Below are 26,310 nucleotides of genomic sequence, written 5' to 3' on the forward strand. Positions count from 1 at the left end.
TAATGAAAACAATCAGTTCATTTTTACTGGCCACCTGTTTACTGGGTGGCCCGGTTGCAGCGCAACAGGAAACCAATCTTATGCTAACCAATGCCCAGACATTCATCGATACTCCATACTCTGCCCACACGCTGGAAATGGATGACGAAGAAGATCTTATTATCAATTGCGACGAAGTAGACTGCACCACTCTTGTAGAATATGTGCTTGCCATGTCTCTCTGCCCCACCCAGGATAAAGATATGCGTGAAGGTGATTTCGCAGAGAACCTGCAACGTATCCGGTATCGCGGCGGAAAGATTGACGGATACACTTCACGTTTGCACTACATTGCCGACTGGATAAACAACGGAGTACGCGAAGGAATCATGGAAGATGTAACCGCTGCCAATAGCCCATATACACAGAAATTATCTCTCTCGTACATGTCTACTCATCCGCAACAGTATAAACAACTTGCTAATTCCCCGGCCAATGTCAGTAAAATGGCAGGTTATGAAAAAGCGTTGACAGGACACGAAGTTCATTGGTTACCCAAAGATGCATTACCCGTAACGGGACTTCCCTGGATTAAAAACGGAGACATCATCGCCATTACTACAAACACCCCGGGACTGGATGTGGCTCATATGGGAATTGCCATTTATATAAAAGGTAATCTATGTCTGCTTCATGCCTCTTCTTCAAAAGGAAAAGTATTAGTAGAAAAACTTGCACTGAGTCGCCTGCTCGACCGTAACAACAGTTGGACAGGAATACGCGTAATCAGAATGAAAAAATAAAAACAATGATGAAAACGACAAAGAAAATGAAAACAATTTATCTTTTACTTATCAGCCTGTTCCTTATGAGTGGCAACATTGTCGCACAGGATTGGGCTAACTTAAAACAGTTCCAGAAAGACAACGCAGCACTGGGTGCTCCTGCAAAAGGAGAAAAACGCGTCGTATTTATGGGTAATTCCATTACAATCGGATGGCTTCACAACTGCCCGGAGTTTTTCAAAGACCGCCCTTATATCAATCGTGGTATTAGCGGACAAACTACTCCGCAGATGTTGATTCGCTTCCGTCAGGATGTGATTGACTTACAGCCGAAGGTAGTAGTGATACTTGCCGGAACAAATGATATAGCAGGAAATACAGGCCCTTCTACCCTTGAAATGATAGAAGATAATCTGGCATCTATGGCCCAGCTTGCCAAAGCGAATGGCATTAAAGTAATCCTCTGCTCTGTACTTCCCGCTTTTGATTATCCCTGGTGTCCGGGTATGGAACCTAATGTGAAGATTCCTGAACTGAACAAATGGATTAAAGCTTATGCAGAAAAGAATAAATTTATCTATCTGGATTACTTCTCCGCAATGGCTGATGAGAGAAATGGATTACCTGCTGATTTGTCAAAAGATGGCGTACATCCCAATAAGAAAGGATATGAAATCATGCAGCCAATGGTTGAAAAGGCTATCGCTAAAGCTCTGAAATAACGAATTCAAGATCGCGTAAGCAGGCTCTTTATTTCAAGTTCAAGGCGTTGCTTCACTTCGGACATCGGGATCTCAAATCCCAGTTCCTGACGCAGTGAAGTAACGCCTTTATCTATAAACCCACAGGGATGTATATAGCTGAAATAACGCAAATCGGTATTTACATTCAACGCCAGTCCATGCATTGTGACATAATGGCTACTCCTCACTCCTATCGCACAAATCTTACGGGCGCGGGAAGTATCTCCTTCCAACCACACTCCAGTTGCTTTCTCCAGCCTTCCGGCAGTGATGCCATAAGAAGCACAAACACGAATAACGGCTTCTTCCAGTAAATGTACGTATTCTTTCAATCCGAGATCAAACTCTTCAAGATTAAGAATAGGATAGCAAACCAACTGTCCCGGACCATGATAAGTTATATCTCCACCGCGATCAATATGGTAAAGTGTAGCACCAATCTTTTCTAACTGTGCTTCACTCAAAAGCATATTATTTTCTTTTCCGCTACGTCCCAAAGTATAAACAGGAGGATGTTCACACAGAATTATGCAGTTCTCATACTCTTCTCCGTTTTGTTTGGCCCGGACAAGGGTGTCAAAATATTCAGTCTGCCGTTGCCAGGCTTCGGCATACGGGATAAGATTCCAATCAATTACAATCGTTTTCATAAAGACAAAGATAAAAGAGAATTATGATTTATGAAGCATGAACTATATTAAAACTCCAATAAAGCAGTATAATAAATCACACTTCATAAATTATAACTCTAAAATCATTTCCTCCTTCCCAAACTCAATGAATTTAATACTACACTCACACTTGAGAATGCCATAGCAGCACTTGCAAGCATCGGATTCAGTAATAATCCATTCAATGGAAAGAGTATGCCGGCAGCAATAGGAATGCCTATGAGATTATAAATAAATGCCCAAAACAGATTCTGATGAATAAGTCTCACAGTCTGCCGGGATAAGTTAAATGCTTTCGGAAGCAACAGCAAATCAGAAGTCATCAGAGTAACCATAGCCACATCCATTGCAATATCCGTTCCCTTGCCCATGGCTATACTGACATCCGCCAGAGCCAGTGCCTGCGAATCATTAATTCCATCACCCACCATTGCTACAGTCTTTCCCTGTAATTGCAACTCACGGATAAAGTCCTCTTTGTCATCCGGCAAAGCATCTGCAATAAAACGGTCTATACCCAATTTCCCGGCTACCGCCAAAGCCGTACGTTGTCCGTCACCTGTCAGCATACAAATATCAATACCTTGGCGTCTCAGTTCCTTCACAGCTTCGGAAGAGGTAGATTTTATTGCATCTGTAACAGCAATAATAGCCAATAACTGATTCTCACGGCCAAAATAAATGATTCCGTTTCCTTCGGATTCATATTGCACAAGCATATCTGCCATTACATCCGTAACAATAGCATCGAAATCTTTAAGTAACTTGTGGCTACCTACCCAGAACAGATCGCCTTCATAAACCACCTTCACCCCTTTTCCTGTAATACTTTCAAAACTTTCAAGTGGTGCAGGAACAACCTTTTCCTCATCCTGCAGAGAGGTGACAATAGCCCCGGCAAGGGGATGTTCTGATTTCATTTCAGCAGCCAGAAGAACATTCTTGAAACACTCTTCCTGCGTTTGTGCCCATAACCACCCGCTTACGGTAGGATGCCCTTCTGTCAATGTCCCGGTTTTGTCAAGTACCACTACATCGACCTTGCGCATCTGCTCCAAAGCCACCGCATCTTTTATCAGAATGTGCTGACTGGCAGCTTTGCCAATACCTACCATAAGTGCGGTAGGTGTGGCAAGTCCCAAAGCACACGGACAGGCAATTACCAATACCGAAACTGCAGAAAGCATGGCGTATGAGAAGTATTCTGTTCCACCTATTACCAGCCAAAGCACAAAGGTAAGTATGGCAATACCAAGAACCACAGGAACGAAAATTCCCGTTACACGGTCAACGATACGCTGTACAGGTGCCTTGCTTCCCTGGGCCTCTTGTACCATGCGGATAATACGGGCCAGTACCGTCTCACTTCCTACCTGTGAAGCCTTTATTATAAAAGAACCTCGTTGATTGATTGTTCCGGCAAGCACCTTGTCGCCTTGTTTCTTTTCAACAGGAATCGGCTCGCCACTTATCATACTTTCGTCTACAAAAGATTCTCCTTCGGCAAGAATCCCATCCACAGGAATCTGTTCGCCGGGACGGACCACCACAAGATCACCTACCTGTAACTGGTCGATTAAAACTTCTTCTTCAATGCCATTACGCACGATACGCGCTACTTTGGGTTGTAATCCCATCAGTTTTTTGATAGCAGTTGAAGTATTACCTTTGGCACGTTCTTCCATTAACTTACCTGTCAATACAAAAGCGATGATAACAACGGAGGCCTCATAATAAACATGTGGTTCCAGTCCCCGGCTATACCAGAATTCGGGAAAGAAAGTATTAAATGCACTAAACAGAAATGCAATAGAGGTACTCAGCGCTACTAAAGTATCCATATTGCTACGCCCCTGTTTGGCTTGCTTCCAGGCACCCGTATAGAATGAACCACCAAAAAGTATCATCACCGGAAGAGTGAGTAACAATTGCAGTTCATTTGAGTATGGTACATGCATAAAAACCATAGAAAGAAACAGCATAGGGACTGCAAATATCCAAGCTCCGATAACCTGCATCTTCAGCTTTCGGTAGTGTTGCTGTTGCGCCTCTTCCTTTCGTTCTTCTTTAAGATTACCCTCTTCTATTATAAGGTCATAACCACCGGACAATACAGCGGCACGAATTTCTCCGGGAGTCAGTTTGTCGGCTTCATATGAGACAGAGAGCGTATTGGTAGCAAGATTGACCGAAGCATCTACAATACCCGGCAACTTGCGAACTGTCTTTTCAACATTATTAGCACATCCTGCACAGTGCATGTTCAGCACAGGAAACGCTTTCTTTGTAATAGTACTCATAATATTATTAATTAGCGATTAGTGAATAGTGATAAGTGAGTAGTGATAAGCGATGAGTGATAAGTGCCATACGGCATACAGCGTAGCTTGCTAATCACTTATCACTACTTACTCATCACTATTAAAACAATCTCTCCGGGACGTTTGTTCAATTACTTCTTTTCTGCCTGCTTTGCTTCTTTCACAAACTCAGCTTCATAATTAAACTTCTTAAATCCAGCTTTCAGTTTCTCTACATTTGTCTTGTCAGCGTCATAAGTGATAGAAACGGTTTTCGTTTTCAAGTCTGTAGAGAACTCTTTTACTCCCTTCTCAAACTTGATGTTATCTTTCACTTTTCGTTCACAATTTTCACAATGCATCTGCGATACTTTAAACACTGCCGTACGGATATCTTTTGCCATAACGGCTGTCACACTCAATAAAGCTACTGCTAGAGCAGCTACCATTCTTCTTGTTTTCATAAACTGTTTTTTTTAGTAGTTAAGTAGTCAAAGTAGTTAAGTAGTAAGTAGAGGTAGTTAAAATGTATATGGCAGGATAACGTTAGCACTCTGCTACTTACTACTTAACTACTTTGACTACTTAACTACTCTCTTCTACATTCTCGGTAAATTAAAACGAACCCCTATATACGCCTTTGCTCCATGCATTGGCCCCCATATCATGGTCGAATCAAAATTTTCTCCCCATGGATTAGCGGCATCTATAATCGGATTCTGTTGTTTAAAGTTTGTCAGGTTCTCCCCACCCACATAGACAGACCAACGACGGAAATAACGCGTCACTTGTGCACTCAGTTGCTCAAAGCTGCCATAGCGCGCCTCCCATGACGGACTACCATCAGCAAGTGTATATGGATTCGGCATCCTTCCCCCACCGTTCAACTGCAACGTTGCATCAAATTGCCACAATCCAAGTGGCGTTTGATAAGAGGCCGTCAAAAGTCCTTTATACTTACTGGTCAGAGGTTTCTCCAATAACTTCCCGTTATAAGTTGTCTTTGCATCTGTCAGACGATAAGCAACCGTCAGGGTGAAACCCTTGAAAAGCGGATAGTTCGCTTCCAATTGCAACACTTGTGAGTAAGAACGTCCGTCCAGATTGTAGAATGACACTTCATGGGGGTCTGTATCCATATCCACAACAACCTGTTTCAGGAAATCAGTGTAATAATATTCCGCATTAATATTCAAAGTCTTACCAAATAAAGGAATATAGGTTGAAACACTTGCTCCATAATTCCAGGCTTCTTCCTGATTAAGATGATCAGCTATCTTTACCTTCCTGCTGCTGGCAAGCAGATAATTGTTCTCTGCCAGTACATGATTGGTGCGATAGCCTTTTCCAGCTGAAAGCCGAAAATGGACATACTCATTCGGATTATATTTGATGTGCGCACGGGGAGTTACAAAGAAACCATATTTACTGCTATGATCTCCGCGAAGTCCACCCATAAGCATCAATTTATCATTCAAATTAAATGTGTACTGAATATATGCTCCGGGAACAGATTCTTTTACCAAAGCCTTTGTCAATCCCTGCCCTGCATCGTTGGTCAGGCGATAATGTTGATTATATCCATCATAATTGAAACTCAATCCGGTAGAAAGGCTGTGTTGCTTACTGAACTCCGTCTCAAAAAGCAGAGAAGCATACACATTACTCTGATCCACATCATAGAGTTTAAGACCATAGGTAGCATCCTGATTGTGAATCGTCCCTTGGAGGATAAGGGCAAGATTGGTATTCTTCTCCTTATTAAATATATAAGCATTCTTGGTGAAAGCTTCGTAACGATCCGTTTTAATACCTATTTCATAAAGATCATGTGCCGGTTCTTTCCCATGACTGACCTGCCCGCTGTTACGACGTTCAGATAATCCCTTGATACCTGCCTGAAAGACATAGTGATCGCCCATATACGCCCAACGGTTCCACAAATTATACTGCTCTACCCGGGGAATATCGGCAAAGCCATCATCATTTGCATCATGTGCTTTTGTTTCATTTTCATAATGTGCCAGCAGTGAAGTACTCCACCGTTTGGAGAGTTTTATCGTTGCATCAGCATTGGCTTCATAACGGCTCGTACTACTGGCAAACAGATTGGCCGATACCCAGTCCGCCTCCGGGAGCTGAGGTTTCTTGAACTCTACATTGATCTGCCCGGTGATAGACTCATAGCCATTTTTTACCGAAGAACTACCTTTGCTAACTTGGATACTCTGCATCCACGGGCCGGGCACATATCCCAGACCGTAGGGTGCAGCAGCCCCCCTGTAATTAGGAATATTTTCCGTCATCATCTGTACATACATACCCGAGAGTCCCAGTAACTTTATCTGCTTGGCTCCCGTTGCAGCATCCGAATAGCTGACATCTACTGAGGGATTAGTAACAAAGCTTTCGCCAAGATTACAGCAGGCTGCACGTGTCAGCTCAGCACTGCTGATGATATCTTCATTCATCACGCTGTTTCGCAATTTCATCGTACCGAGTTTCCGGCTTACAATGTTCACCTCACCTAATTCAACACCTTCGTGAAGAACTATATCAAGTTCCTGATTCTTACTGCTGACATGAATTGTGTCATTCTCAAAACCGATAAAGCTAACGACAAGCATATGGCTTTTAGCTGGTTTGGAAATAGAGAACCGGCCCTCTTCGGTAGTTGTCACACCGTTTGTAGTATTCATCCAAAACACATTGGCACCGGGAATGGGTTCTCCGGTGTTGTCTTTTACAATTCCCGTCACCTGTGCCTGTAAAGCATGGAAAGTGAAGAGAGTAAATAATAAAAATACATATTTCATATAAATTAATTCATTTCATGGTGCAAATTTACAAAATAACCTGTGCAACACGGTTGCATGAAAAGTACATTCTGTATTCGTACATTTACAGGCTTCTTTACATTCTGTTTACCAATATCTTATCTGTATAACATATGAGATGAGAAATCAGAACATCCGGATGTTGTTATACAAAACACCCGGATGTTTTAGTACACAACATGGGGATGTTTTCATAAAGAACATGGGGATGTTTTACATTCTGAAACCTAAAGATACAAACACAAGGAATAGTGAAAGCAGTACTATGAAACACTACCAACACGTATACCTTTCTTATATACTTTTGGCTAAATAAGAAGAGTTGAATAAAGAGCCAGATAATACCGCGAACTGACAGGATGCGGAGGGACAGCATAAGATACTTCCTGCCATTTATTAAAAGACGGAAGGAATTGGAAGTCCGGTAACAATTCACAGATAAGTTGTATCACGGGCGCAGCAACAGAGGCTTCGCACGAATGTTTCATCAAATCTACTTTATAGATAGTAGCTGTACAACCTTCGTCTTTACATGATTTATCTGACTGATGATGAGCTTTATTACATTTAGGGCAACCACTGGTGCAGCAAGTCTGCGCAGTTTCGCAACCGACACAGCAGTAATGGACAACAGAGACTCCCACCCCAGCGTAAATAATCAACAGGGAGAGCATAGCAAGCAGTATGTATCGAAGTCTCTTCATAAATCCGGTACAAAGATAGGGATAAAATATGGAAAATAGAATAGAATAAAGAAAAGTAGCTATAAATTATTAGCCAATATTCAATAATTATGGTAATAAAGCTAATAGTCATCTGTAATGATTTCTATATTTCACATATATTTTCATCAATAGTTTCTCGAAGTCAACATTTTTTTCATAACTTTGTACAGAACATACAAAACCTCCTTTCTCTTTATTAAATAAAAACAATTAAAATAGTACTTATGAAAAAATTACATTTCCTATTACTTCTTATTGTGATGTTAATATCATGCCAAAAAGAAGAAAATTTAGAAATTATAATCAACATTCCTAAAAAAGAGTATTTCATTGAAAACACAGAGAGCATTGTCGATGTTTTTTATCAAACAAATATGGAAGTAAACATTGAGATCGAGAAAGAAGAGTGGTTACATTCCACTATTACTAACACAAAGGCGGAAGGACTCAACATACTAAGTTTAAACTGTGATCCTAATCTTACATCTGTAGAACGAATATCTAAAGTCATATTTAGAGTACCAAATTCTGACGTTACACAAACAATTCTAATCATCCAGAAGGCGGCTAATAATATAGAGCCTCGTATTATCTCTTTTGTTTTTGAAGCATCCAAAAACCCTCAATTGCTCCTTGCTGATATTACTGCAACAATAAATGAAAACGGAACAATTTCTGCATTAATTCCTTATGTAATTCCCAATAAAAAATTAATCCCCACTATTGAATTTTCCAATAAACAAGCATACATACAAAGTCCTGAAGCAATAGATGATATTGATTTTTCCTCTCCTGTAGAAATCACAATAAGAGATACAGAAGGGAAAACACAGGAATATAAAGTTTTGATATATGCATTTACCGGATTACCTATCGTATATATAAATACAGAAAATGATACAGAAATTACTTCTAAAGATGAATACATCAATGCTCATATCCGAATTATAGAAGATATACATACTCGTTCAGGAGAGATATTCAAAAGTAATGTCACCATCAAAGGAAGAGGTAATTCAACGTGGGGATTACCCAAAAAGCCCTATGCCTTAAAGTTTGACCAAAAAGTCTCATTATTAGGAGAGCCCAAGGATAAATCATGGGTATTATTAGCAAATTATACAGATAAAACAAGTTTGCGTAATGAGACAAGTTTCTTCATGGGAAGAATAAGTAACTTAGAGTGGACTCCAAGAACACATTTTGTTGAGTTGTTTATGAATGAGGAATATTATGGAACTTATCAATTATGTGAAAAAATAAAGATTTCAGATTCAAGAGTAAATGTAACAGATGATGGATATCTGATGGAAATAGATCAACCAGAGAGAGTGTCTCCCGAAGATATTACATTCAAAACAAAAAAACTACTCTTTTGCGTTAAAGATCCTGATATAGAAAAAGATGGAGAGCGTTATAAATGGATCTCAAATTATGTAAATAAAGCAGAAGAATCATTATTAGGAAGTCATTTTTTAGACGAAAAAGAAGGCTATGCAAACTATTTTGACAAAACAAGCTTTGTCGATTGGTATTTGATCAATGAAATAACAAAAAATAATGACGCTTGTTTTTACAGTAGCTGTTATCTAAATATAGTTCCAGGAGGAAAACTTAAAATGGGACCATTATGGGATTTTGATATTGCTTTAGGTAATATCAACTATAACGGAAATCAAGATTATGAGGGTTTTATGATAAAGAAAAAGGTTACATGGTTTTCCAGAATGTTTGAAGATCCTTCTTTTCTTACTTTAATAAAAGAACGTTTTGCATATTTTAAATCTAAAAAAAATGATATACTAACAGATATCAACGAAAATGCAACTTATTTAAAATATTCTACTATCGAGAACAACGCAAAATGGAATACCTTATATCAATACACATGGCCCAACTATGCCATATGGGGATCTTATGCCAACGAAGTACAATATTTAAAACAGTGGTTAGATAAACGTTTTGACTGGCTTGAAAAAGCTTTTTCTGAATTGTGATATGATACAATATTATTTTTTTTAAAACTTTATTATTTGAATTTATATTTGTCTATGAAGAGATAGGGAGATTTAACCGTTTCAGCACATTATTTTTTTCTTTTTTTTTCTTTTTTATTCGTTAATATGTTCTATATTTGTCGATAGGGAATAGCCTAACAAATGTTGAATTTAAAGAAAAAAACCTTATGAAAAAACAATATGTCAGCCTACTTGCAGTTATACTTGCGGCAAGCGGCTTTTTATTTTCTTGTGGTGACAAGATGAAAAAAGATACCGGTTCACTGGAATTCGATAGCATACAGGTGAACAAGACGGCACATCTCTTTGGAGATACAGCCAAACCAGCCTGCAACCTGCTGATAAACTTTGCCTATCCCTCCAAATCATCTGACGAATTACTGAAAGATACGTTGGATAAATATTTCATTGCTGCTTGTTTCGGCGATAAATACATGGGAGAGAAACCTCAGGAAGTAGTAAAGCAATATACAGAGACATATATCAGTGAGTATCGCCGCGACTTGGAACCTATGTATCTGGAAGATGAAAAAGATAAAGAAAATGAATCATCCGTAGGTGCATGGTACTCTTATTACAAAGGAATCGAAAGCCATGTACAGCTCTATGAAAAGAATTTGCTTGTATATCGTATTAACTACAATGAATATACAGGTGGGGCCCATGGCATCTACATGACTACTTATCTTAACTTCGACCTCGGTCTGATGCGTCCGTTACGTCTGGACGATATTTTTGTTGGAGATTATCAGGAGCCACTGACCGATCTTATCTGGAATCAGCTTATGGCGGATAACGGAGCCAAGACACGTGCCGAACTGGAAGATATGGGCTATGGATCAACAGGCGAAATAGCCGCTACAGAAAACTTCTACCTCAACAAAGACGGAATTACTTTCTACTATAATGTATATGATATCACTCCATACGCAATGGGACCGGTTATAGTATCCCTGCCGTTCCAGATGCTGGAGCATATGCTGGGTAGTAACCCGATTATTGGTGAACTGAAAAATTAAAAATATAACTCATACATTAAACAAAGCAGTGGAAATCATACTAAAATATTTTCCAGACCTTACGGAAGAACAGCGCAGACAATTAGCTGCTCTATACGACCTATACATCGACTGGAATGCTAAAATCAACGTTATTTCGCGTAAAGACATCGAAAACTTGTACGAACATCATGTGTTGCATTCACTGGGTATTGCCAAAGTGATTCAGTTTCGTCCCGGTACCAGCATTATGGACTTGGGTACGGGCGGTGGTTTTCCCGGTATTCCGTTAGCTATACTTTTTCCTGATGTAAAATTTCATCTGGTAGACAGTATCGGAAAAAAGGTGCGCGTAGCTACTGAAGTAACCAATGCCATCGGGCTGAAAAATGTAACCTTCCGCCATGCACGTGCCGAAGAAGAGAAACAGTTATTCGACTTTGTAGTGAGCCGCGCTGTTATGCCGTTGGCAGATTTAATCAAAATCATCAAAAAGAACATCTCACCCCGGCAACAAAATGCATTGCCAAATGGTTTAATCTGTCTCAAAGGTGGAGAACTTGAACATGAAGCAATGCCGTTCAAGCATAAAACCACCTTACACAGCTTAAGTGAAGATTTTAAGGAAGAATTCTTCCAGACAAAGAAAGTGGTATATGTGACCGTATAAATAGATAGATACGTAACGTCAAATAATCATGAAAATAAAGAGATTTGAATTTAATATGTTTCCCGTAAATTGTTATGTATTATGGGATGAAACAAAAGAAGCAGTTGTCATAGACCCGGGCTGCTTCTATGATGAAGAGAAACAAGCATTGAAAAACTTCATCAACACCAATGGGTTAACAGTGAAACATTTGCTGAATACACACCTGCATCTGGACCACATCTTTGGAAATCCGTTCATGCTGAAAGAGTTCGGTCTTTCAGCAGAAGCCAGCCAAGCGGATGAATACTGGATCGAAGAAGCTCCGAAGCAGAGCCGTATGTTCGGTTTCCAACTACAGGAACCTCCTGTGCCATTGGGGAAATATCTGCATGACGGAGATATAATCACCTTCGGAAATATATCGCTGGAAGCAATTCACGTACCGGGACACTCTCCGGGAAGCCTCGTATATTATTGTAAAGCAGAGAACTGTATGTTCTCCGGAGATGTACTTTTTCAAGGCAGCATCGGACGTGCCGATTTAACGGGAGGCAATTTTGATGAACTAAAAGAACACATCTGTAGCCGTCTGTTCATTCTTCCCAACGAAACTGTGGTTTATCCGGGACACGGAGCACCAACTACCATCGGTATGGAAAAAGCGGAAAATCCGTTCTTCCGATAACTGTTTCGCATACGGAGAATCTACGCCAAGCGATTATACAATCCATATGAGCAACTTAAAAACTAATTAATATGAAAACCGATTCATTCGCCAATCGCCATATAGGTGTTAGCGAAAAAGACATTGAAGTGATGCTCCGCAAGATAGGCGTAAGCACCCTTGATGAACTGATTGATAAAACAATACCGGCCAATATCCGGCTCAAAGAACCATTGGCATTGCCTCCGGCTATGACCGAATATGAATTCAGCAAGCACATTGCCGAACTGGCTGGTCAGAATAAACTATTCACCACTTATATCGGAATGGGCTGGTATAATACCATCACCCCTGCCGTAATTCAGAGAAATGTGTTCGAGAACCCTGTATGGTACACCTCTTATACACCTTACCAGGCAGAAGTATCACAAGGACGCCTGGAAGCATTAATGAATTTCCAGACAGCCGTTTGCGATCTTACAGCTATGCCATTAGCTAACTGTTCCTTACTGGACGAAGCCACCGCCGCCGCAGAAGCAGTTACAATGATGTACGGACTGCGCCCACGCGATAAGCAAAAGTCGGGAGCTAATGTTGTATTCGTTGATGAGAATATTTTTCCACAAACGCTGGCTGTGATGAATACACGTGCCATACCGCAAGGCATTGAGCTACGTGTAGGCAAGTATCAGGAATTTGAACCGACTCCGGAAGTATTCGCCTGCATCCTCCAGTATCCCAATTCGGACGGAAGTATTGAAGATTATCGCAGTTTCACTGAAAAGGCACATGAGGCTGATTGTAAAGTAGCTGTAGCTGCCGATCTGTTGAGTCTTGCACTCATCGTGCCTCCGGGTGAATGGGGAGCAGACATTGTATTCGGTACAACGCAAAGACTGGGAACACCGATGTTCTACGGTGGTCCTTCAGCAGCCTATTTCGCTACCCGTGACGAATTTAAACGCAACATGCCGGGACGTATCATTGGCTGGTCAAAAGATAAGTACGGAAAGATGTGTTATCGCATGGCTCTGCAAACCCGTGAGCAACACATCAAACGTGAAAAAGCTACTTCCAACATCTGTACCGCCCAAGCATTACTGGCTACAATGGCAGGATTCTACGCTGTTTATCATGGTCAACAAGGCATTACGGATATTGCATCGCGTATCCACAGTATCAGTGCTTTCCTTGAAAAAGAGATCAGCAAATTGGGATATAAACAGGTGAACAAACATTATTTCGACACGCTCCGTTTCATACTACCCGACAATGTTTCGGCACCGCAAGTACGTACCATCGCACTCAGTAAAGAAGTGAATCTGCGCTATTTCGACAATGGTGACGTTGGTTTCAGCATTGATGAAACCACTGATATTTCTGCTGCCAATATGTTGCTTTCTATCTTCGCTATCGCTGCTGAGAAGGATTATCAAAAGATTACTGAAATCCCCGATGCTGATACACTCTCTAAAGAACTGAAACGCCAGAGTGCATTCCTTACCCACGAAGTATTCAATAAATACCATACGGAAACGGAAATGATGCGCTATATCAAGAGGCTGGACCGCAAAGATATCTCGCTTGCCCAATCTATGATTCCGTTGGGTTCGTGTACAATGAAGCTGAATGCTGCTGCCGAAATGTTACCACTGAGTCGTCCGGACCTTCTGTGTATGCATCCGTTAGTACCCGAGGATCAGGCCGAGGGGTATCGTAAATTAATAGAAAACCTGAGTGATGAACTGAAAATAATTACTGGATTTGCTGGTGTCAGCTTGCAACCGAACTCCGGTGCAGCAGGTGAATATACAGGTCTTCGTGTGATTCGCAGTTACCTCGAAAGTATTGGTCAAGGACACCGTAACAAAATTCTGATACCCGCATCGGCACATGGTACGAATCCTGCATCGGCTATACAGGCAGGCTTCACAACAATCACTTGTGCTTGTGACGAACATGGTAATGTAGAAATGAGTGATCTTCGTGCCAAAGCTGAAGAAAACAAAGAAGAGTTAGCCGCCCTGATGATTACGTACCCGTCTACACACGGCATTTTTGAAACAGAAATCGTAGAGATCTGCGATATCATCCACGCTTGTGGTGCACAAGTGTATATGGACGGTGCAAATATGAATGCTCAGGTAGGACTAACCAACCCAGGCTTTATTGGCGCAGATGTCTGCCATCTGAATCTGCATAAGACCTTTGCATCTCCCCATGGTGGTGGTGGCCCCGGTGTAGGTCCTATTTGTGTAGCCGAGCACCTGATACCATTCCTCCCGGGTCACGGATTGTTTGGTAATCCGATAAATGAAGTATCTGCCGCTCCTTTTGGTAGTGCAGGAATACTACCTATCACATACGGCTATATCCGCATGATGGGCACCGAAGGTTTGACTATGGCAACAAAAGCCGCTATCCTCAATGCCAATTATCTGGCTGCCTGCCTGAAAGACACGTATGGTATCGTATATCGCGGAGCCAATGGTTTCGTAGGACACGAAATGATTCTGGAATGCCGCAAAGTACATGAGGAAACAGGAATCAGCGAGAACGACATCGCAAAACGTCTTATGGATTATGGATATCATGCTCCTACTCTCTCCTTCCCTGTTCACGGAACACTGATGATTGAACCTACAGAAAGTGAAAGTTTGTGGGAACTGGATAATTTTGTAACCGTGATGCAGACGATATGGAAAGAAATCCAGGAAGTGAAAAATGGCGAAGCAAGCGTGGAAGATAACGTACTAATAAATGCTCCGCATCCGGAATACGAGATCGTGAACGACCACTGGGAACACAGCTATACACGTGAAAAAGCTGCCTACCCGATAGAAAGCGTACGTGAAAACAAATTCTGGGTAAATGTGGCACGCGTAGATAATACATTGGGAGACAGAAAGCTGTTGCCAACAAGGTACGGTTCGTTTAGTTGAAAATTGAAAGTTGAAAGTTGAAAATTAGCTGCGCTGTCACGCTGCATAGTAATTTTCAACTTTCAACTTTCAATTTTCAACTAAACAACGGTTATCGTTCCCGCCTTTACTTTCTTTTCTTTTATTGGAATAGAAGGATCAGGATATCCTAAGGCTACACAACCGTATACTTTGTGATTTTCGGGGACACCGAGAGAAGTGATAAATTCACGTACTTCGGGGGCATCGCATGTTGTCCCCAGCTGGTTGATCCAGCAAGAACCAATGCCCAGAGAACGGGCAGCAAGAAACATATTTTCAATAGCACAGGCACAATCCATTCCTGCCCACCATTGTGTCGGTTCATTAGAAACAATTACAAGCGTTGGTGCATGATAATAACAGCAATACGTCTGGCTATGTCCGCGCTCCTGCAAATGTTTATCCTCACTTTTGGCAAATGCACCTTTGATACGGGCATTTAATTCTTCGAGTTTCTCTGTATTTTGTATAGCTGTGAAATGCCAAGTTTCAAGATGCATACCACTCGGAGCATATGTGGCAGCTTCAAGAATAGTCAGCAAATCTTCTTCAGCTACCTGTTGAGTAGTATAAGCACGTACGCTACGACGTGCTTTGATATTTTCTAATACTTCATTTGTTTTCATGATGAATAGTGTTTTAATTTTTATTTGTTAGAAATAAAATGATGAACTGGTTACACTGCAATGTATCATACCTCATCACCTTTTAACCAACCCAATCTTCACATTCAACTTAAAGTAATATACCCCATTCTCCCGTTCCAGGAAGCCGTACTTATCTTTATCCACAGATCCTTTCTCTAAACGGGTATTCAGATAGAGAAAATCCTCAAATGTCTTTTTCTCCGCTTTATGATAACAAAGCACTTCTCCGTTTCCATCTATCAGCAAAATTCCTTCCACTGCAGAATCCGTCCCGTTATAAATCTTTGCCGGACGCATCCCCAATGCCAGAGTAAGCAGGAACTGCTTCATTTTAAATTCATAAAAACCATGTTTATTGATCAGTTCATCCTTAATTTTCAACGGATTGATTCGTTTTATCTCCTCCGTTAATTCACTGATACGTGTGATGCCATCCAAATGCATAATACGTACCATCTCTGCCAGAACACGCGGAAAGTGCAAATCTATCATCAACAGGTTGCAACGGAATACACGGTCTGCCACATCAGAATACTTTAATACACCGCCCAGACGTTCTATCATCATCATACGCTCTGCCACTTCTGTAGGCGACTCTTCCAATGCATTTATTTTATTCACAGTAGGTACGGCAAACTTAACACCTGTCTGCTCCAATTTCAGATTGGCAGTTCGTCCGCCATCAAGCAAAGGATTCATGGCACTAAGACGTGAACGAACATTGAATCCTGTCAATGGAGCCTCAGGATGCCAAAAGGCAACAGAAAAATCCGTACGATCATCCGTTTTTGCTTCAAGATCAAAAATACCTGCTTCATCCAGGAACTCTTCTACCCCATCAGGCGAAGTTACATCATTTTCGGACGAGGACTTGACTGCATCGAGAATTAATCTGGCCACTGTGGCAAAATCTTCCCGTGGTATTCGCTTATCTACTGTTTCGTTTACAATATGAATTTCCTCTTTCTCAATATAATAGCGACGCGTACCATCATGCTCTTCGCGCTGTACCATTGCTACAGGCCAGCACTGTGTATCGTCTTTTTTTGCTTGCGGCGTACCCAACGAAACCTTTCCGTCTGCCAGCAAACGGAAAAAAGCATACAGTTCACTCCATTCTCTTTTTGTTGCTTCAAATGCCATATTTAATATATTTGTTTTACAGATTAATCATTTCGGGCAGTTCCTGCCAAGGGATCAACGGACGTTGTATCTCTATCTCTTTCTCCACAGGTGGTAATTTCCCAGCACGTGCTATAGCCAGTGGAATACGTGGAGTTATCACAATATACCTCCCTGTCCAGCAGCCATCAAACCAGGCCGGATTACCCCGCTCCCGCTTTATTGGAAAACATTGATTTTCACCCTTACTCCGCATCATAGCCGAACGCCCGGGATCGTTGATCCATACATGAGTATCATTTATACCGCGAAGCACCATCCAATGACGGTGACTACCCGGTTGCATCAACCCATGAGACGAACCGCGATGCCTCACATTTATCAGTACGGGAATACCCTGATCAATATATGCCTTCAGCGCCCGGTAGTCTTTATTCATAAAATGCTCAGCACTCACCATATGTTCATAATACCGTGTCAACGAATCTATTTCAAAAGAATAATAGCCACCCTGTCCTATGGATGTACGCCGCTTGAAAGGAGCACGTTTTTTCAAAAAATAATTCTTCTGATACTCTACAAGCTTTGCTTCGGCTTCTGCTGCCGAACGGCAACTATCTACGGTCATCCCTTTATAATAATCAAATACCATCAATGAGGATGCCAGCGAGCAATGCGCATAAGGACATCCGCTGATCTTCTGCGAATACCAGGGTAAAGGAATATCGTTGGGAGCCACTTCCTGAGCCTGAACAGAAGGCAAATGGCTTCCAATCAAAAACAAACCGAGATACAGAGCTTTCATTATCACATTTCGTATCATTGTGTGCAAAGATAAGGAAATCTGATAAAACAAATGGTGGACAGAAAAAACTATTTCCAATTCCAAATGTTATATAAATAGAGTTGACTACTTAAAAAATAAAATTATGGATAAAAATGAAAATCTGATTAGTATCACGGAAGTCCCTGCCGGGCCCTACATCATCAAAGGTGAATTTAAGATGATTAACAAAGAAGGGAAAGAGAGTATTTTGCAAGGAACAAACGCTTTGTGTCGTTGCGGCCACTCTAAAAACAAACCATTTTGCGACGGAACACATCGTAAAATAAATTTTGAAAAGGACAACGAATAGGCTACACAAATGCGTCTTTTATAAACTCCAGTGCGTGTATCAACGGAATATTTACCCGAAGAGACACGCATTCAATTTTCCTGTTTCCACCAACATGTTATTCTTCCTCAAGGATACGTGCTGTCTCTACTTTTTCCAGGCGTGCCTTCAGACGAGACATCATAGAACGACGAATACGAAGCGTCATACTACAATCCATGTCATAGGACTGTCGCAAAATTTCAGGTTCTTCTTCTTTCACAATACGCATCACATCATTCATAAAAGGATATTCAAAAAGCACAGTCACCTCATCATCTACCGTTTTTTCTACAATGGTAGCCGTGGCAATGGCTTCGGCGGCAGCAGCTTTATAAGCTACGATCAATCCGCTTGTTCCCAGCTTGATTCCACCAAAATAACGAACTACAATAATAAGTATATCAGTCAGTTCATTAGAATTGATCTGTCCTAATATAGGTTTTCCGGCTGTACCGGAAGGCTCACCGTTGTCATTCGCACGAAAATCTGTCCGTTCATGTCCCAGCATATAGGCATAGCATACATGACGTGCATCGTAATATTTCTTCTGATACGTTTCGAGATGTGTCTTTATTTCTTCGTGTGTACGCACAGGCAGGGCAATAGCAATAAACTTGCTACGCTTTTCGGTATAGATACCTTCAGAGGGTTCAGTAATGGTTTTGTATGTATCTTCCATGCTTTTAGAATTAAAAATGGAAAGTTGAAAATTGAAAATTACTATGCAGCCTATTATGCAGTTAATTTTCAATTTTCAACTCTTCATTTTCAACTAACTAAGTTTATGAATCACCAGTCCCGAACGAAGTTTCGGTTCAAACCAGGTAGTCTTCGGCGGCATGATATTGCCAGTATCAGCAATATCCATCAATTGTTTCATTGAAACAGGATAAAGTGCCAAAGCTACTTTCATTTCACCGCTATCTACACGTTTACTCAATTCTCCCAGACCACGGATACCACCTACGAAGTCGATACGTTTATCCGAACGAAGGTCTTTAATACCTAAAATTTCATCCAGAATCAAGTTGGAAGAGATAGTAACATCCAATACACCTATCGGATCGTTATCATCATACGTTCCGGCCTTCGCTGTAAGACTGTACCATTTACCATCCAGATAGAGGGCAAAATTATGCAGTGCATTCGGTTTGTAAATCTCCATACCTTTTTCTTCTACAACGAAATTCTTTTCGAGCGCAGTAAGAAACTGTGCAGGAGTCAAACCATTGAGGTCTTTAACCACACGGTTATAATCAATAATAGTCAATTGATTGGCAGGAAAACATACAGCCATGAAATAGTTATACTCTTCATCTCCACGATGATTCGGATTCTGTTTTGCCTTCTCAGCACCTACAAGTGCGGCAGCGGCAGAACGGTGATGTCCGTCAGCAATATAGAGTGCAGGCATTTTAGCAAACTCAGCTGTGACAGAAGCGATATCCTCTGCCTGGTCTATAATCCAGAAAGTATGTCCGAAACCATCACCCGGAGCTATAAAATCGTATACAGGATTCTGAGCAGTATATTTCTTGACGATGGCATCCAGCTTCGCATTATCAGGATATGCAAAGAATACCGGTTCAATGTTGGCATTGTTCACGCGGACATGTTTCATGCGATCTTCTTCTTTGTCGCGACGGGTCAGTTCATGCTTCTTGATAATACCATTCATATAATCAGGAACATAAGCACCCACAACAAGTCCGTATTGTGTCTTACCATTCATTGTCTGAGCATAGATGTAATAGTTTTCTTTATCATCCTGCACCAACCAGCCTTTGTCTTGAAACAGTTTAAAGTTATCGGCAGCTTTGATGTACACCTTCTCGTCATGCTCATCCGTACCTACAGGAAAATCTATTTCAGGCTTAATTATATGATAGAGTGATTTCTCATTTTCACCAGCTTCTGCACGTGCTTCTTCTGAATTAAGTACATCGTAAGGACGCGAGGCAACTTGCTCCACTAATTCTTGTGGAGGACGAATACCTTTAAATGGTTTAATTGTAGCCATAAGTCTTATTACTTATTTACGCGGAATTTTTCGCAACCGTCTTTCAGGAAACCAACGATCTGTTGTGCAGCAGCAATGCCGGCATTGATATTAGCTTCAGCTGTTTGTGCACCCATTTTCTTAGGAGTGGAGAAATAACGTCCGGCAAAAAGTTCGGTGAACTTAGCATTAGCAGCAGGCATAATATCGGTAATATATTTGAAATCGGGACGACCTTCCATCAACTGAATAAGTTCGTCTTCATTGATAACTTCCTTACGTGCAGTATTTACCAAAATAGCTCCTTTGGGCATATCCTTCAACAAAGCATAGTTGATAGAGTTCTTCGTTTCGGCAGTAGCAGGAATATGCAGAGAAACAACATTACAGGTTTTGTAAAGTTCTTCGGCAGAATCAACCGCTTTAACGCCATCTTTCTCGATTACTTCTTTCGGGCAGAATGCGTCATAAGCATAGATTTCCATTCCGAAACCTTTAGCTACACGTGCTACATTGCGACCTACGTTTCCGTAAGCATGAATACCCAGCTTCTTACCCATCAGCTCAGTTCCTGATGTTCCATTATAAAAATTACGGACAGCATATACCAGTAAGCCAAAAACAAGTTCGGCTACCGCGTTGGAATTCTGTCCCGGTGTGTTCATTACACATACCCCGTGTGCAGTTGCAGCAGCAAGGTCTACGTTGTCATAACCGGCTCCGGCGCGTACCACGATTTTCAGTTCTTTGGCAGCATCCAGCACTTCGGCATCTATAATGTCACTGCGTATAATGATTGCATTGGCATCTTTTACTGCATCCAATAATTGTGCCTTCTCTGTATATTTTTCAAGTAAAGCAAGCTCGTATCCGGCTGCTTCGATTTCTTTGCGAATACCGTCCACAGCTACTTTAGCAAACGGTTTATCGGTAGCGATAAGTACTTTCATGATTCGATGTGTATAATTATAAAAAAACGATCCACTACAAACTGACACAGAGTTTCATAGAGAGGACTGCTAAAAACAGAAAACTCCGTGAAACTCTGTGATACTCTGTAGTGAGAATATTAATGAAGTTTCTCAAATTCCTGCATGCAGTCAATCAATGCCTGTACGCTTTCTTTAGGCAGAGCATTGTAGCATGATGCGCGGAAACCACCTACAGAACGGTGTCCCTTGATACCTACCATACCTCTTTCAGTAGCAAACTTCATGAAGTCAGCTTCCAGATCTTTGTATTCGGGAGCCATTACGAAGCAGATGTTCATACGTGAACGGTCTTCTTTAACAGCTGTTCCTACGAACATCTTGTTACGGTCGATTTCAGCATACAGCATATCGGCTTTTTCGATAGCACGGCGTTCCATTTCTTTCACACCACCTTGTGCTTTGATCCAACGCAATGTCTGCAGTGCAGCATAGATAGGCACTACCGGAGGAGTATTGAACATAGAACCATTGTCAACATGTGTCTGATAATTCAACATGGAAGGAATAGACCGTGATACTTTGCCCAATGCATCATTCTTCACAATTACAAAAGTAACACCTGCAGGTGCCAGGTTTTTCTGTGCACCACCATAGATACAGATATATTTTGAAACGTCGATAGGACGAGAGAAAATATCGGAAGACATATCGGCAACCATCGGAACCGGAGAGTCAAGGTCTTCTTTCAATTCTGTACCATAAATAGTGTTGTTAGTAGTGATGTGGAAATAATCAGCATCAGCCGGAACTGTATAATCTTTCGGAATATATGTATAGGTAGCTTCGGCAGAAGAGGCAACTTCTACAACTTCGCCAAAGGCTTTGGCTTCTTTCATCGCTTTCTTGGCCCATACGCCGGTATTCAAATAAGCAGCCTTCTTCTCAAGGAAATTGTATGGTACCATGCAGAACTCCATACTGGCACCACCACCCAGGAACAATACCGAATACCCTTCGGGGATGTTGAGTAATTCCTTGAATAGTGCTACGGCTTCATCAACCACAGGTTGGAAGTCCTTAGCGCGGTGGCTTATTTCCATCAGTGAGAGACCGGAACCATTGAAATCTAAAATAGCCTTCGCTGTATCCTCAATCACCTCACGCGGAAGAATAGAAGGTCCTGCATTGAAATTATGCTTTTTCATTTGAAGTTTGTTTTTGGTTTAACATTTCGTTACTTGTGTCTTTTGACATTGCGAAATTACGGAATTATTTCCGTAAAACAAATCTTTCATTATAAAATCACATTCGGTTTGCTGATTTATCTTACTTTTTATTGGTTTATGCAGGATATATGCACCATTTTGTCATGTATGGATATCAAGAGTGAGCATAAAGAATAAAGTAATAGTATCGGATATTTTTTACTTAAAGACTGAAAGTAAAAGGGATATAAAATGAATATTTATGATATAAAAGAAAGAAAAAATATCCTCCGGAGGATATTCATGTTTAATACGGTATTTCACCACAGAGGTCGCAGAGGGCACGGAGTTTTAGTTCTTTGATGAAACGCGGATGATCTCTGATTCCCGCAAAAGGATATAACAATAAAATAAAGAACTACAGTTTTTTAATCAGCTTTTATCTGCGATCATCCGCGTTTCATCAGAGAAAATAATATCTCTGTGCTCTCCGTGTCCTCTGTGGTGAACTGATAATTAATCAGCTTCTTCAATAACGGTTTTCATTCCTTTTATCTTTTCTCCCCGGATAAGAGTCAGTAACTGCTTCACCTTCCCCCGACGAATAGCAACGAAAGCATAATGCTCTTTTACATCAATCATCCCCACATCTTCACGAGAAAGGTTTCCCTTCTTATACAAGAATCCTGCAATGTCTATACGGCTTAGTTTATCTTTTTTTCCTTTACCTATATATAAGGTAACCCAAAGCGGCTTTGAAGGACGCGGAGCTTGTTCCGGAAGTTCATACATTTCGATATCCATAGGAATATATTCCGGTGTTTTTTCTTCTGCGTTCAGAATGAGATAAGAGGTTCCGGTAGCATCCCAACGAGCTGTACGCCCGTTCCGATGGGTAAAGGCTTCTTCATTCACAGGCATATGATAGTGAATGATGTGCTCTACTTCCGGAATATCCAGTCCACGGGCAGCAAGATCGGTGGAGACAAGTACATGACAGCTTCCGTTACGGAATTTATAAAGTGCACGTTCGCGGTCGGGCTGCTCCATACCACCATGAAAGCGTTCGTTATACATGCCCTTTTCAGTAAGCAGTGCACTCACACGTTCCACCGCATCCCGATGATTACAAAAGACAATACTGGAACTACTCCCCAGTGTACAAAGCAACTTATAGAGTGTATCAATTTTATCTTTTGCAGGAGAGATGACTTTCATTAAGGTCAGTCGCGGTGCTTCTGTGGGGGTATCCGGCAGAAAATTCAGTTTAATAGTACGGTTCAGTCCGGTGAACTGTGGGATTTCTTCGGCATCTGTTGCAGAGAGGAGTACCCGTTTTTTTAATCCGGGCAGTTGAGTGATGATCTCAGCCATTTCATCATGGAAGCCGAATTCAAGAGACTTATCAAACTCATCAATAATAAGTGTACGGATTGTATCGGGATTGAAATTCCCTTTGGCAAGGTGATCTGTTATACGTCCCGGCGTACCGATAATGATTGCAGGATGATTACCTTGAATGCTCTTTTTCTCTTCACTAATAGGGTGACCGCCATAACAGCAACAAGTCTTCCAGGAGGAATTCATGGCCTTGAATACAGAATCTATCTGTAAAGCCAGTTCCCGCGAAGGTACGAGAATCAGTACTTGTATTGTATTATCATCCGGTTTCAGGGATAAAAGCAAAGGTAGCAGAAAGGCCAATGTCTTACCCGATCCGGTAGGTGAAAGCAATATTACGTCTTTTTCTTCAGAAGCAGCATCCAGCGCAGCTTCTTGCATAGGATTCAGCGCTTCAATCTTCAGATTTCTCAGCGCAGCTTGTATCAATTCATTCTTTTGTTTCATAATGGCACAAAGATAGGGAGATTTACGATTAGACGATTTACGATTTACGATTAAAGTTTACTATGATTCCTTAAAATCAATAGCTATAACTAACTCCAATCATAAATTGTAAATCGTCTATCGTAAATTTCAGCGCTTTCCTTATGCTCCGAAATTATCGAACATCAGATTCTTAGCCGGTACCCCCAGGCTATCGAGCATCTTCTCAACAGCTTTAGACATCGGACCAGGACCACACATGTAGTATTCAATATCTTCAGGTGCTTCGTGGTTTTTCAGGTAAGTTTCATAAATTACTTCATGAACAAATCCTGCTGTATAGCTAACACCCGCTGCATCTGCTGCAGGATCCGGACGGTCAAGAGCCAAATGGAACTTGAAGTTCGGGAAGTCTTTTTCAATCTGCAGGAAGTCTTCCAGATAGAACACTTCATTCAACGCACGTGCACCGTAGAAATAGTTCATGATACGATCTGTTGTATGCAGTGTCTTGGTCAGGTGCATGATTTGTGCACGCAACGGAGCCATACCGGCACCACCACCAATCCACATCATTTCATTCTTAGAATCGAATATCGGATGGAAGTCTCCGTAAGGACCGCTCATGATTACCTTGTCGCCGGGTTTCAGTGTGAAGATATAAGAAGAAGCGATACCCGGCATTACATCCATAAATCCAGGACCTTGATCTTTCGGTTTGAAAGGAGGTGTAGCAATACGTACAGTCAACATGATACGGTCACCCTCAGCTGGATAATTGGCCATAGAGTAAGCACGAATGGTCTCTTCATCATTCTTGCACTTGAGTCCCATGAGACCAAACTTTTCCCAAGCCGGCAGATATTCGTCACCGATCAGACTTTTATCAATGTCTTTATTATAATCCATTGAAAATTTAGGAATCTTGATCTGTGCATAAGAACCCGGAACAAAGTCCATGTGTTCGCCCTTCGGCAGAGCTACGATAAACTCTTTGATAAAAGTTGCTACATTCTTGTTTGAGATAACCTCGCACTCCCACTCTTTCACTCCCAGGATTGACTCGTCAATCTTAATAGACATATCCTGTTTCACTTTTACCTGGCAACCCAGACGCCAGTGATCAGCTTGCTGTTTACGAGAAAAGAATCCGGTTTCAGTAGGAAGAATCTCTCCTCCTCCTTCGAGCACCTGACAGCGGCATTGTCCGCAAGAACCTTTACCACCACAAGCCGATGAAAGGAACACATTGTTGGCAGACAGCGTACCCAGCAATGTACCACCGGGAGATGTCTTCAGTTGTTGTTCGCCATTCATCGTAATCGTAACCTCGCCCGAAGGAGTCAGATAACCCTTCGCAACGAGCAGTATAATGACAAGCAGGAGAATCACTCCAAGGAATACTCCGATACTCGCTAATATTAAAGACGTCATTGTATTATTCTTTTTACTTTAGTTATAATTTCAATCCAGAGAAACACATAAAGGCCATTGCCATCAGTCCTACAGTGATAAACGTAATACCCAAACCACGTAGCGGAGCGGGAACATCAGAGTAAGCCATCTTTTCGCGGATAGCAGCCAGACCGACGATTGCAAGCAACCAACCGATACCGGAACCTAAGGCATAAACCACCGCACTACCCACACCTGTGATAGCTTGCGGATTGGCAGGGTCCATTGTTATTCTCTGCTGCATGAACAGTGAAGCACCCATGATAGCACAGTTCACAGCAATCAGTGGAAGGAAGATACCTAAAGAGGCATACAGTGAGGGAGCGAAACGCTCTACCACCATTTCTACCAACTGCACAATACCGGCAATAACGGCAATAAAGAGAATAAAGCTAAGGAAGCTAAGATCGACACCTTCGATGATAGCATTGGCAGCCAGCACCTTCGTCTGGAGCAAGTAGTTCACAGGAAGCGTAACCACTAATACGAAAGTTACCGCAATACCCAGACCTACAGCAGTTTTCACATTCTTCGATACAGCCAGGTAAGAACACATACCCAGGAAGAAGGCGAATATCATATTGTCCACAAATATGGAGCGGACGAATAAACTTAATAATTGATCCATTTG

Annotated in this window: 23 protein-coding genes; 8 read left to right on the plus strand and 15 right to left on the minus strand. The window is 41.4% G+C overall.

The annotated features are described in order from the left end of the window. The first annotated feature begins 2 nt into the window (after positions 1–2). Positions 3–782 (plus strand): N-acetylmuramoyl-L-alanine amidase-like domain-containing protein, encoded by a 780-nt coding sequence (locus HCG69_RS10460; protein ID WP_221649996.1) that lies wholly within the window; start codon positions 3–5, stop codon positions 780–782. A gap of 8 nt (positions 783–790) precedes the next feature. Beyond that, positions 791–1,486: an SGNH/GDSL hydrolase family protein gene (locus tag HCG69_RS10465; RefSeq protein ID WP_221650070.1), complete on the plus strand. Its 696-nt coding sequence runs from the start codon at positions 791–793 to the stop codon at positions 1,484–1,486. 5 nt (positions 1,487–1,491) lie between these two features. Here the strand turns inward: HCG69_RS10465 and lipB are convergent, their stop codons facing one another. The 5 genes from lipB to HCG69_RS10490 all read right to left on the minus strand — a co-directional run bounded on the left by lipB (position 1,492) and on the right by HCG69_RS10490 (position 8,019). Beyond that, entirely contained in the window at positions 1,492–2,157 is a 666-nt protein-coding gene (lipB, locus tag HCG69_RS10470) for a lipoyl(octanoyl) transferase LipB (protein ID WP_221649997.1), read from the minus strand. Positions 2,158–2,261: 104 nt separating this feature from the next. Then, positions 2,262–4,478, minus strand: a complete 2,217-nt coding sequence (locus HCG69_RS10475; RefSeq protein ID WP_221649998.1) for a heavy metal translocating P-type ATPase — start codon at positions 4,476–4,478, stop codon at positions 2,262–2,264. A 152-nt stretch (positions 4,479–4,630) separates the two neighbouring features. Beyond that, positions 4,631–4,942, minus strand: a complete 312-nt coding sequence (locus HCG69_RS10480) for a heavy-metal-associated domain-containing protein (protein WP_195350303.1) — start codon at positions 4,940–4,942, stop codon at positions 4,631–4,633. 135 nt (positions 4,943–5,077) lie between these two features. Further along, positions 5,078–7,294, minus strand: coding sequence for a TonB-dependent receptor (locus HCG69_RS10485; protein WP_221649999.1), 2,217 nt, complete (start codon positions 7,292–7,294; stop codon positions 5,078–5,080). Between the two features lie 329 nt (positions 7,295–7,623). After that, entirely contained in the window at positions 7,624–8,019 is a 396-nt protein-coding gene (locus tag HCG69_RS10490; protein WP_221650000.1) for a hypothetical protein, read from the minus strand. Between the two features lie 245 nt (positions 8,020–8,264). On the opposite strand from HCG69_RS10490, the gene HCG69_RS10495 reads away from it, so the two are divergent. The 5 genes from HCG69_RS10495 (at position 8,265) to gcvP (ending at position 15,314) form a co-directional block, all read left to right on the plus strand. Then, positions 8,265–10,037 carry a CotH kinase family protein gene (locus HCG69_RS10495; protein WP_221650001.1) on the plus strand — a complete coding sequence of 591 codons (1,773 nt, stop codon included), beginning with the start codon at positions 8,265–8,267 and terminating at the stop codon, positions 10,035–10,037. Between the two features lie 188 nt (positions 10,038–10,225). Further along, positions 10,226–11,077 carry a DUF3298 and DUF4163 domain-containing protein gene (locus HCG69_RS10500; protein WP_221650002.1) on the plus strand — a complete coding sequence of 284 codons (852 nt, stop codon included), beginning with the start codon at positions 10,226–10,228 and terminating at the stop codon, positions 11,075–11,077. Between the two features lie 28 nt (positions 11,078–11,105). Beyond that, positions 11,106–11,726, plus strand: coding sequence for a 16S rRNA (guanine(527)-N(7))-methyltransferase RsmG (gene rsmG, locus HCG69_RS10505; RefSeq protein ID WP_221650003.1), 621 nt, complete (start codon positions 11,106–11,108; stop codon positions 11,724–11,726). A 28-nt stretch (positions 11,727–11,754) separates the two neighbouring features. Then, complete coding sequence (locus HCG69_RS10510) at positions 11,755–12,393, plus strand: MBL fold metallo-hydrolase (RefSeq protein WP_221650004.1); 639 nt, start codon at positions 11,755–11,757, stop codon at positions 12,391–12,393. 71 nt (positions 12,394–12,464) lie between these two features. Then, complete coding sequence (gcvP, locus tag HCG69_RS10515) at positions 12,465–15,314, plus strand: aminomethyl-transferring glycine dehydrogenase (RefSeq protein ID WP_221650005.1); 2,850 nt, start codon at positions 12,465–12,467, stop codon at positions 15,312–15,314. An 80-nt stretch (positions 15,315–15,394) separates the two neighbouring features. On the opposite strand, the gene HCG69_RS10520 is transcribed toward gcvP, so the two are convergent. From HCG69_RS10520 to HCG69_RS10530, 3 genes are all read right to left on the minus strand, one after another. After that, entirely contained in the window at positions 15,395–15,961 is a 567-nt protein-coding gene (locus HCG69_RS10520) for a nitroreductase (protein WP_221650006.1), read from the minus strand. A 75-nt stretch (positions 15,962–16,036) separates the two neighbouring features. Next, entirely contained in the window at positions 16,037–17,125 is a 1,089-nt protein-coding gene (locus tag HCG69_RS10525) for an HpaII family restriction endonuclease (protein ID WP_221650007.1), read from the minus strand. Between the two features lie 16 nt (positions 17,126–17,141). Beyond that, positions 17,142–17,909, minus strand: a complete 768-nt coding sequence (locus HCG69_RS10530; RefSeq protein ID WP_195660120.1) for a C39 family peptidase — start codon at positions 17,907–17,909, stop codon at positions 17,142–17,144. 124 nt (positions 17,910–18,033) lie between these two features. On the opposite strand from HCG69_RS10530, the gene HCG69_RS10535 reads away from it, so the two are divergent. Further along, the gene (locus tag HCG69_RS10535; protein ID WP_002560531.1) at positions 18,034–18,240 is read left to right on the plus strand and encodes a CDGSH iron-sulfur domain-containing protein; all 207 of its coding nucleotides are present in this window, start codon (positions 18,034–18,036) and stop codon (positions 18,238–18,240) included. Positions 18,241–18,337: 97 nt separating this feature from the next. Here HCG69_RS10535 and HCG69_RS10540 read toward each other — a convergent pair whose 3' ends face one another. The 7 genes from HCG69_RS10540 to nqrE form a co-directional block, all read right to left on the minus strand. Continuing rightward, the gene (locus HCG69_RS10540; RefSeq protein ID WP_221650008.1) at positions 18,338–18,940 is read right to left on the minus strand and encodes a YigZ family protein; all 603 of its coding nucleotides are present in this window, start codon (positions 18,938–18,940) and stop codon (positions 18,338–18,340) included. A 93-nt stretch (positions 18,941–19,033) separates the two neighbouring features. Beyond that, positions 19,034–20,281, minus strand: coding sequence for a DUF1015 domain-containing protein (locus tag HCG69_RS10545; RefSeq protein ID WP_221650009.1), 1,248 nt, complete (start codon positions 20,279–20,281; stop codon positions 19,034–19,036). A gap of 8 nt (positions 20,282–20,289) precedes the next feature. Next, positions 20,290–21,210: an NAD(P)-dependent oxidoreductase gene (locus HCG69_RS10550; RefSeq protein ID WP_221650010.1), complete on the minus strand. Its 921-nt coding sequence runs from the start codon at positions 21,208–21,210 to the stop codon at positions 20,290–20,292. A 119-nt stretch (positions 21,211–21,329) separates the two neighbouring features. Next, positions 21,330–22,397 (minus strand): 3-phosphoserine/phosphohydroxythreonine transaminase, encoded by a 1,068-nt coding sequence (gene serC, locus HCG69_RS10555; protein WP_221650011.1) that lies wholly within the window; start codon positions 22,395–22,397, stop codon positions 21,330–21,332. Positions 22,398–22,913: 516 nt separating this feature from the next. Beyond that, positions 22,914–24,245, minus strand: coding sequence for a DEAD/DEAH box helicase (locus HCG69_RS10560; RefSeq protein WP_221650012.1), 1,332 nt, complete (start codon positions 24,243–24,245; stop codon positions 22,914–22,916). Between the two features lie 141 nt (positions 24,246–24,386). After that, complete coding sequence (nqrF, locus tag HCG69_RS10565; protein ID WP_002560537.1) at positions 24,387–25,658, minus strand: NADH:ubiquinone reductase (Na(+)-transporting) subunit F; 1,272 nt, start codon at positions 25,656–25,658, stop codon at positions 24,387–24,389. A 22-nt stretch (positions 25,659–25,680) separates the two neighbouring features. Continuing rightward, positions 25,681–26,307, minus strand: coding sequence for an NADH:ubiquinone reductase (Na(+)-transporting) subunit E (gene nqrE, locus HCG69_RS10570; RefSeq protein ID WP_002560538.1), 627 nt, complete (start codon positions 26,305–26,307; stop codon positions 25,681–25,683). Between the last annotated feature and the right edge of the window lie 3 nt (positions 26,308–26,310).

Source organism: Bacteroides sp. K03 (assembly GCF_019734355.1).
GTDB lineage: Bacteria > Bacteroidota > Bacteroidia > Bacteroidales > Bacteroidaceae > Bacteroides > Bacteroides nordii.

What these genes read in the sequence shown, in the direction of transcription:
- HCG69_RS10460 (WP_221649996.1), top strand. Translation starts at nt 3, where the DNA reads ATGAAAACAATCAGTTCATTTTTACTGGCCACCTGTTTACTGGGTGGC.
- HCG69_RS10465 (WP_221650070.1), top strand. Translation starts at nt 791, where the DNA reads ATGAAAACGACAAAGAAAATGAAAACAATTTATCTTTTACTTATCAGC.
- lipB (WP_221649997.1), bottom strand. Translation starts at nt 2,157, where the DNA reads ATGAAAACGATTGTAATTGATTGGAATCTTATCCCGTATGCCGAAGCC.
- HCG69_RS10475 (WP_221649998.1), bottom strand. Translation starts at nt 4,478, where the DNA reads ATGAGTACTATTACAAAGAAAGCGTTTCCTGTGCTGAACATGCACTGT.
- HCG69_RS10480 (WP_195350303.1), bottom strand. Translation starts at nt 4,942, where the DNA reads ATGAAAACAAGAAGAATGGTAGCTGCTCTAGCAGTAGCTTTATTGAGT.
- HCG69_RS10485 (WP_221649999.1), bottom strand. Translation starts at nt 7,294, where the DNA reads ATGAAATATGTATTTTTATTATTTACTCTCTTCACTTTCCATGCTTTA.
- HCG69_RS10490 (WP_221650000.1), bottom strand. Translation starts at nt 8,019, where the DNA reads ATGAAGAGACTTCGATACATACTGCTTGCTATGCTCTCCCTGTTGATT.
- HCG69_RS10495 (WP_221650001.1), top strand. Translation starts at nt 8,265, where the DNA reads ATGAAAAAATTACATTTCCTATTACTTCTTATTGTGATGTTAATATCA.
- HCG69_RS10500 (WP_221650002.1), top strand. Translation starts at nt 10,226, where the DNA reads ATGAAAAAACAATATGTCAGCCTACTTGCAGTTATACTTGCGGCAAGC.
- HCG69_RS10510 (WP_221650004.1), top strand. Translation starts at nt 11,755, where the DNA reads ATGAAAATAAAGAGATTTGAATTTAATATGTTTCCCGTAAATTGTTAT.
- gcvP (WP_221650005.1), top strand. Translation starts at nt 12,465, where the DNA reads ATGAAAACCGATTCATTCGCCAATCGCCATATAGGTGTTAGCGAAAAA.
- HCG69_RS10520 (WP_221650006.1), bottom strand. Translation starts at nt 15,961, where the DNA reads ATGAAAACAAATGAAGTATTAGAAAATATCAAAGCACGTCGTAGCGTA.
- HCG69_RS10525 (WP_221650007.1), bottom strand. Translation starts at nt 17,125, where the DNA reads ATGGCATTTGAAGCAACAAAAAGAGAATGGAGTGAACTGTATGCTTTT.
- HCG69_RS10530 (WP_195660120.1), bottom strand. Translation starts at nt 17,909, where the DNA reads ATGAAAGCTCTGTATCTCGGTTTGTTTTTGATTGGAAGCCATTTGCCT.
- HCG69_RS10535 (WP_002560531.1), top strand. Translation starts at nt 18,034, where the DNA reads ATGGATAAAAATGAAAATCTGATTAGTATCACGGAAGTCCCTGCCGGG.
- HCG69_RS10540 (WP_221650008.1), bottom strand. Translation starts at nt 18,940, where the DNA reads ATGGAAGATACATACAAAACCATTACTGAACCCTCTGAAGGTATCTAT.
- HCG69_RS10545 (WP_221650009.1), bottom strand. Translation starts at nt 20,281, where the DNA reads ATGGCTACAATTAAACCATTTAAAGGTATTCGTCCTCCACAAGAATTA.
- HCG69_RS10550 (WP_221650010.1), bottom strand. Translation starts at nt 21,210, where the DNA reads ATGAAAGTACTTATCGCTACCGATAAACCGTTTGCTAAAGTAGCTGTG.
- serC (WP_221650011.1), bottom strand. Translation starts at nt 22,397, where the DNA reads ATGAAAAAGCATAATTTCAATGCAGGACCTTCTATTCTTCCGCGTGAG.
- HCG69_RS10560 (WP_221650012.1), bottom strand. Translation starts at nt 24,245, where the DNA reads ATGAAACAAAAGAATGAATTGATACAAGCTGCGCTGAGAAATCTGAAG.
- nqrF (WP_002560537.1), bottom strand. Translation starts at nt 25,658, where the DNA reads ATGACGTCTTTAATATTAGCGAGTATCGGAGTATTCCTTGGAGTGATT.
- nqrE (WP_002560538.1), bottom strand. Translation starts at nt 26,307, where the DNA reads ATGGATCAATTATTAAGTTTATTCGTCCGCTCCATATTTGTGGACAAT.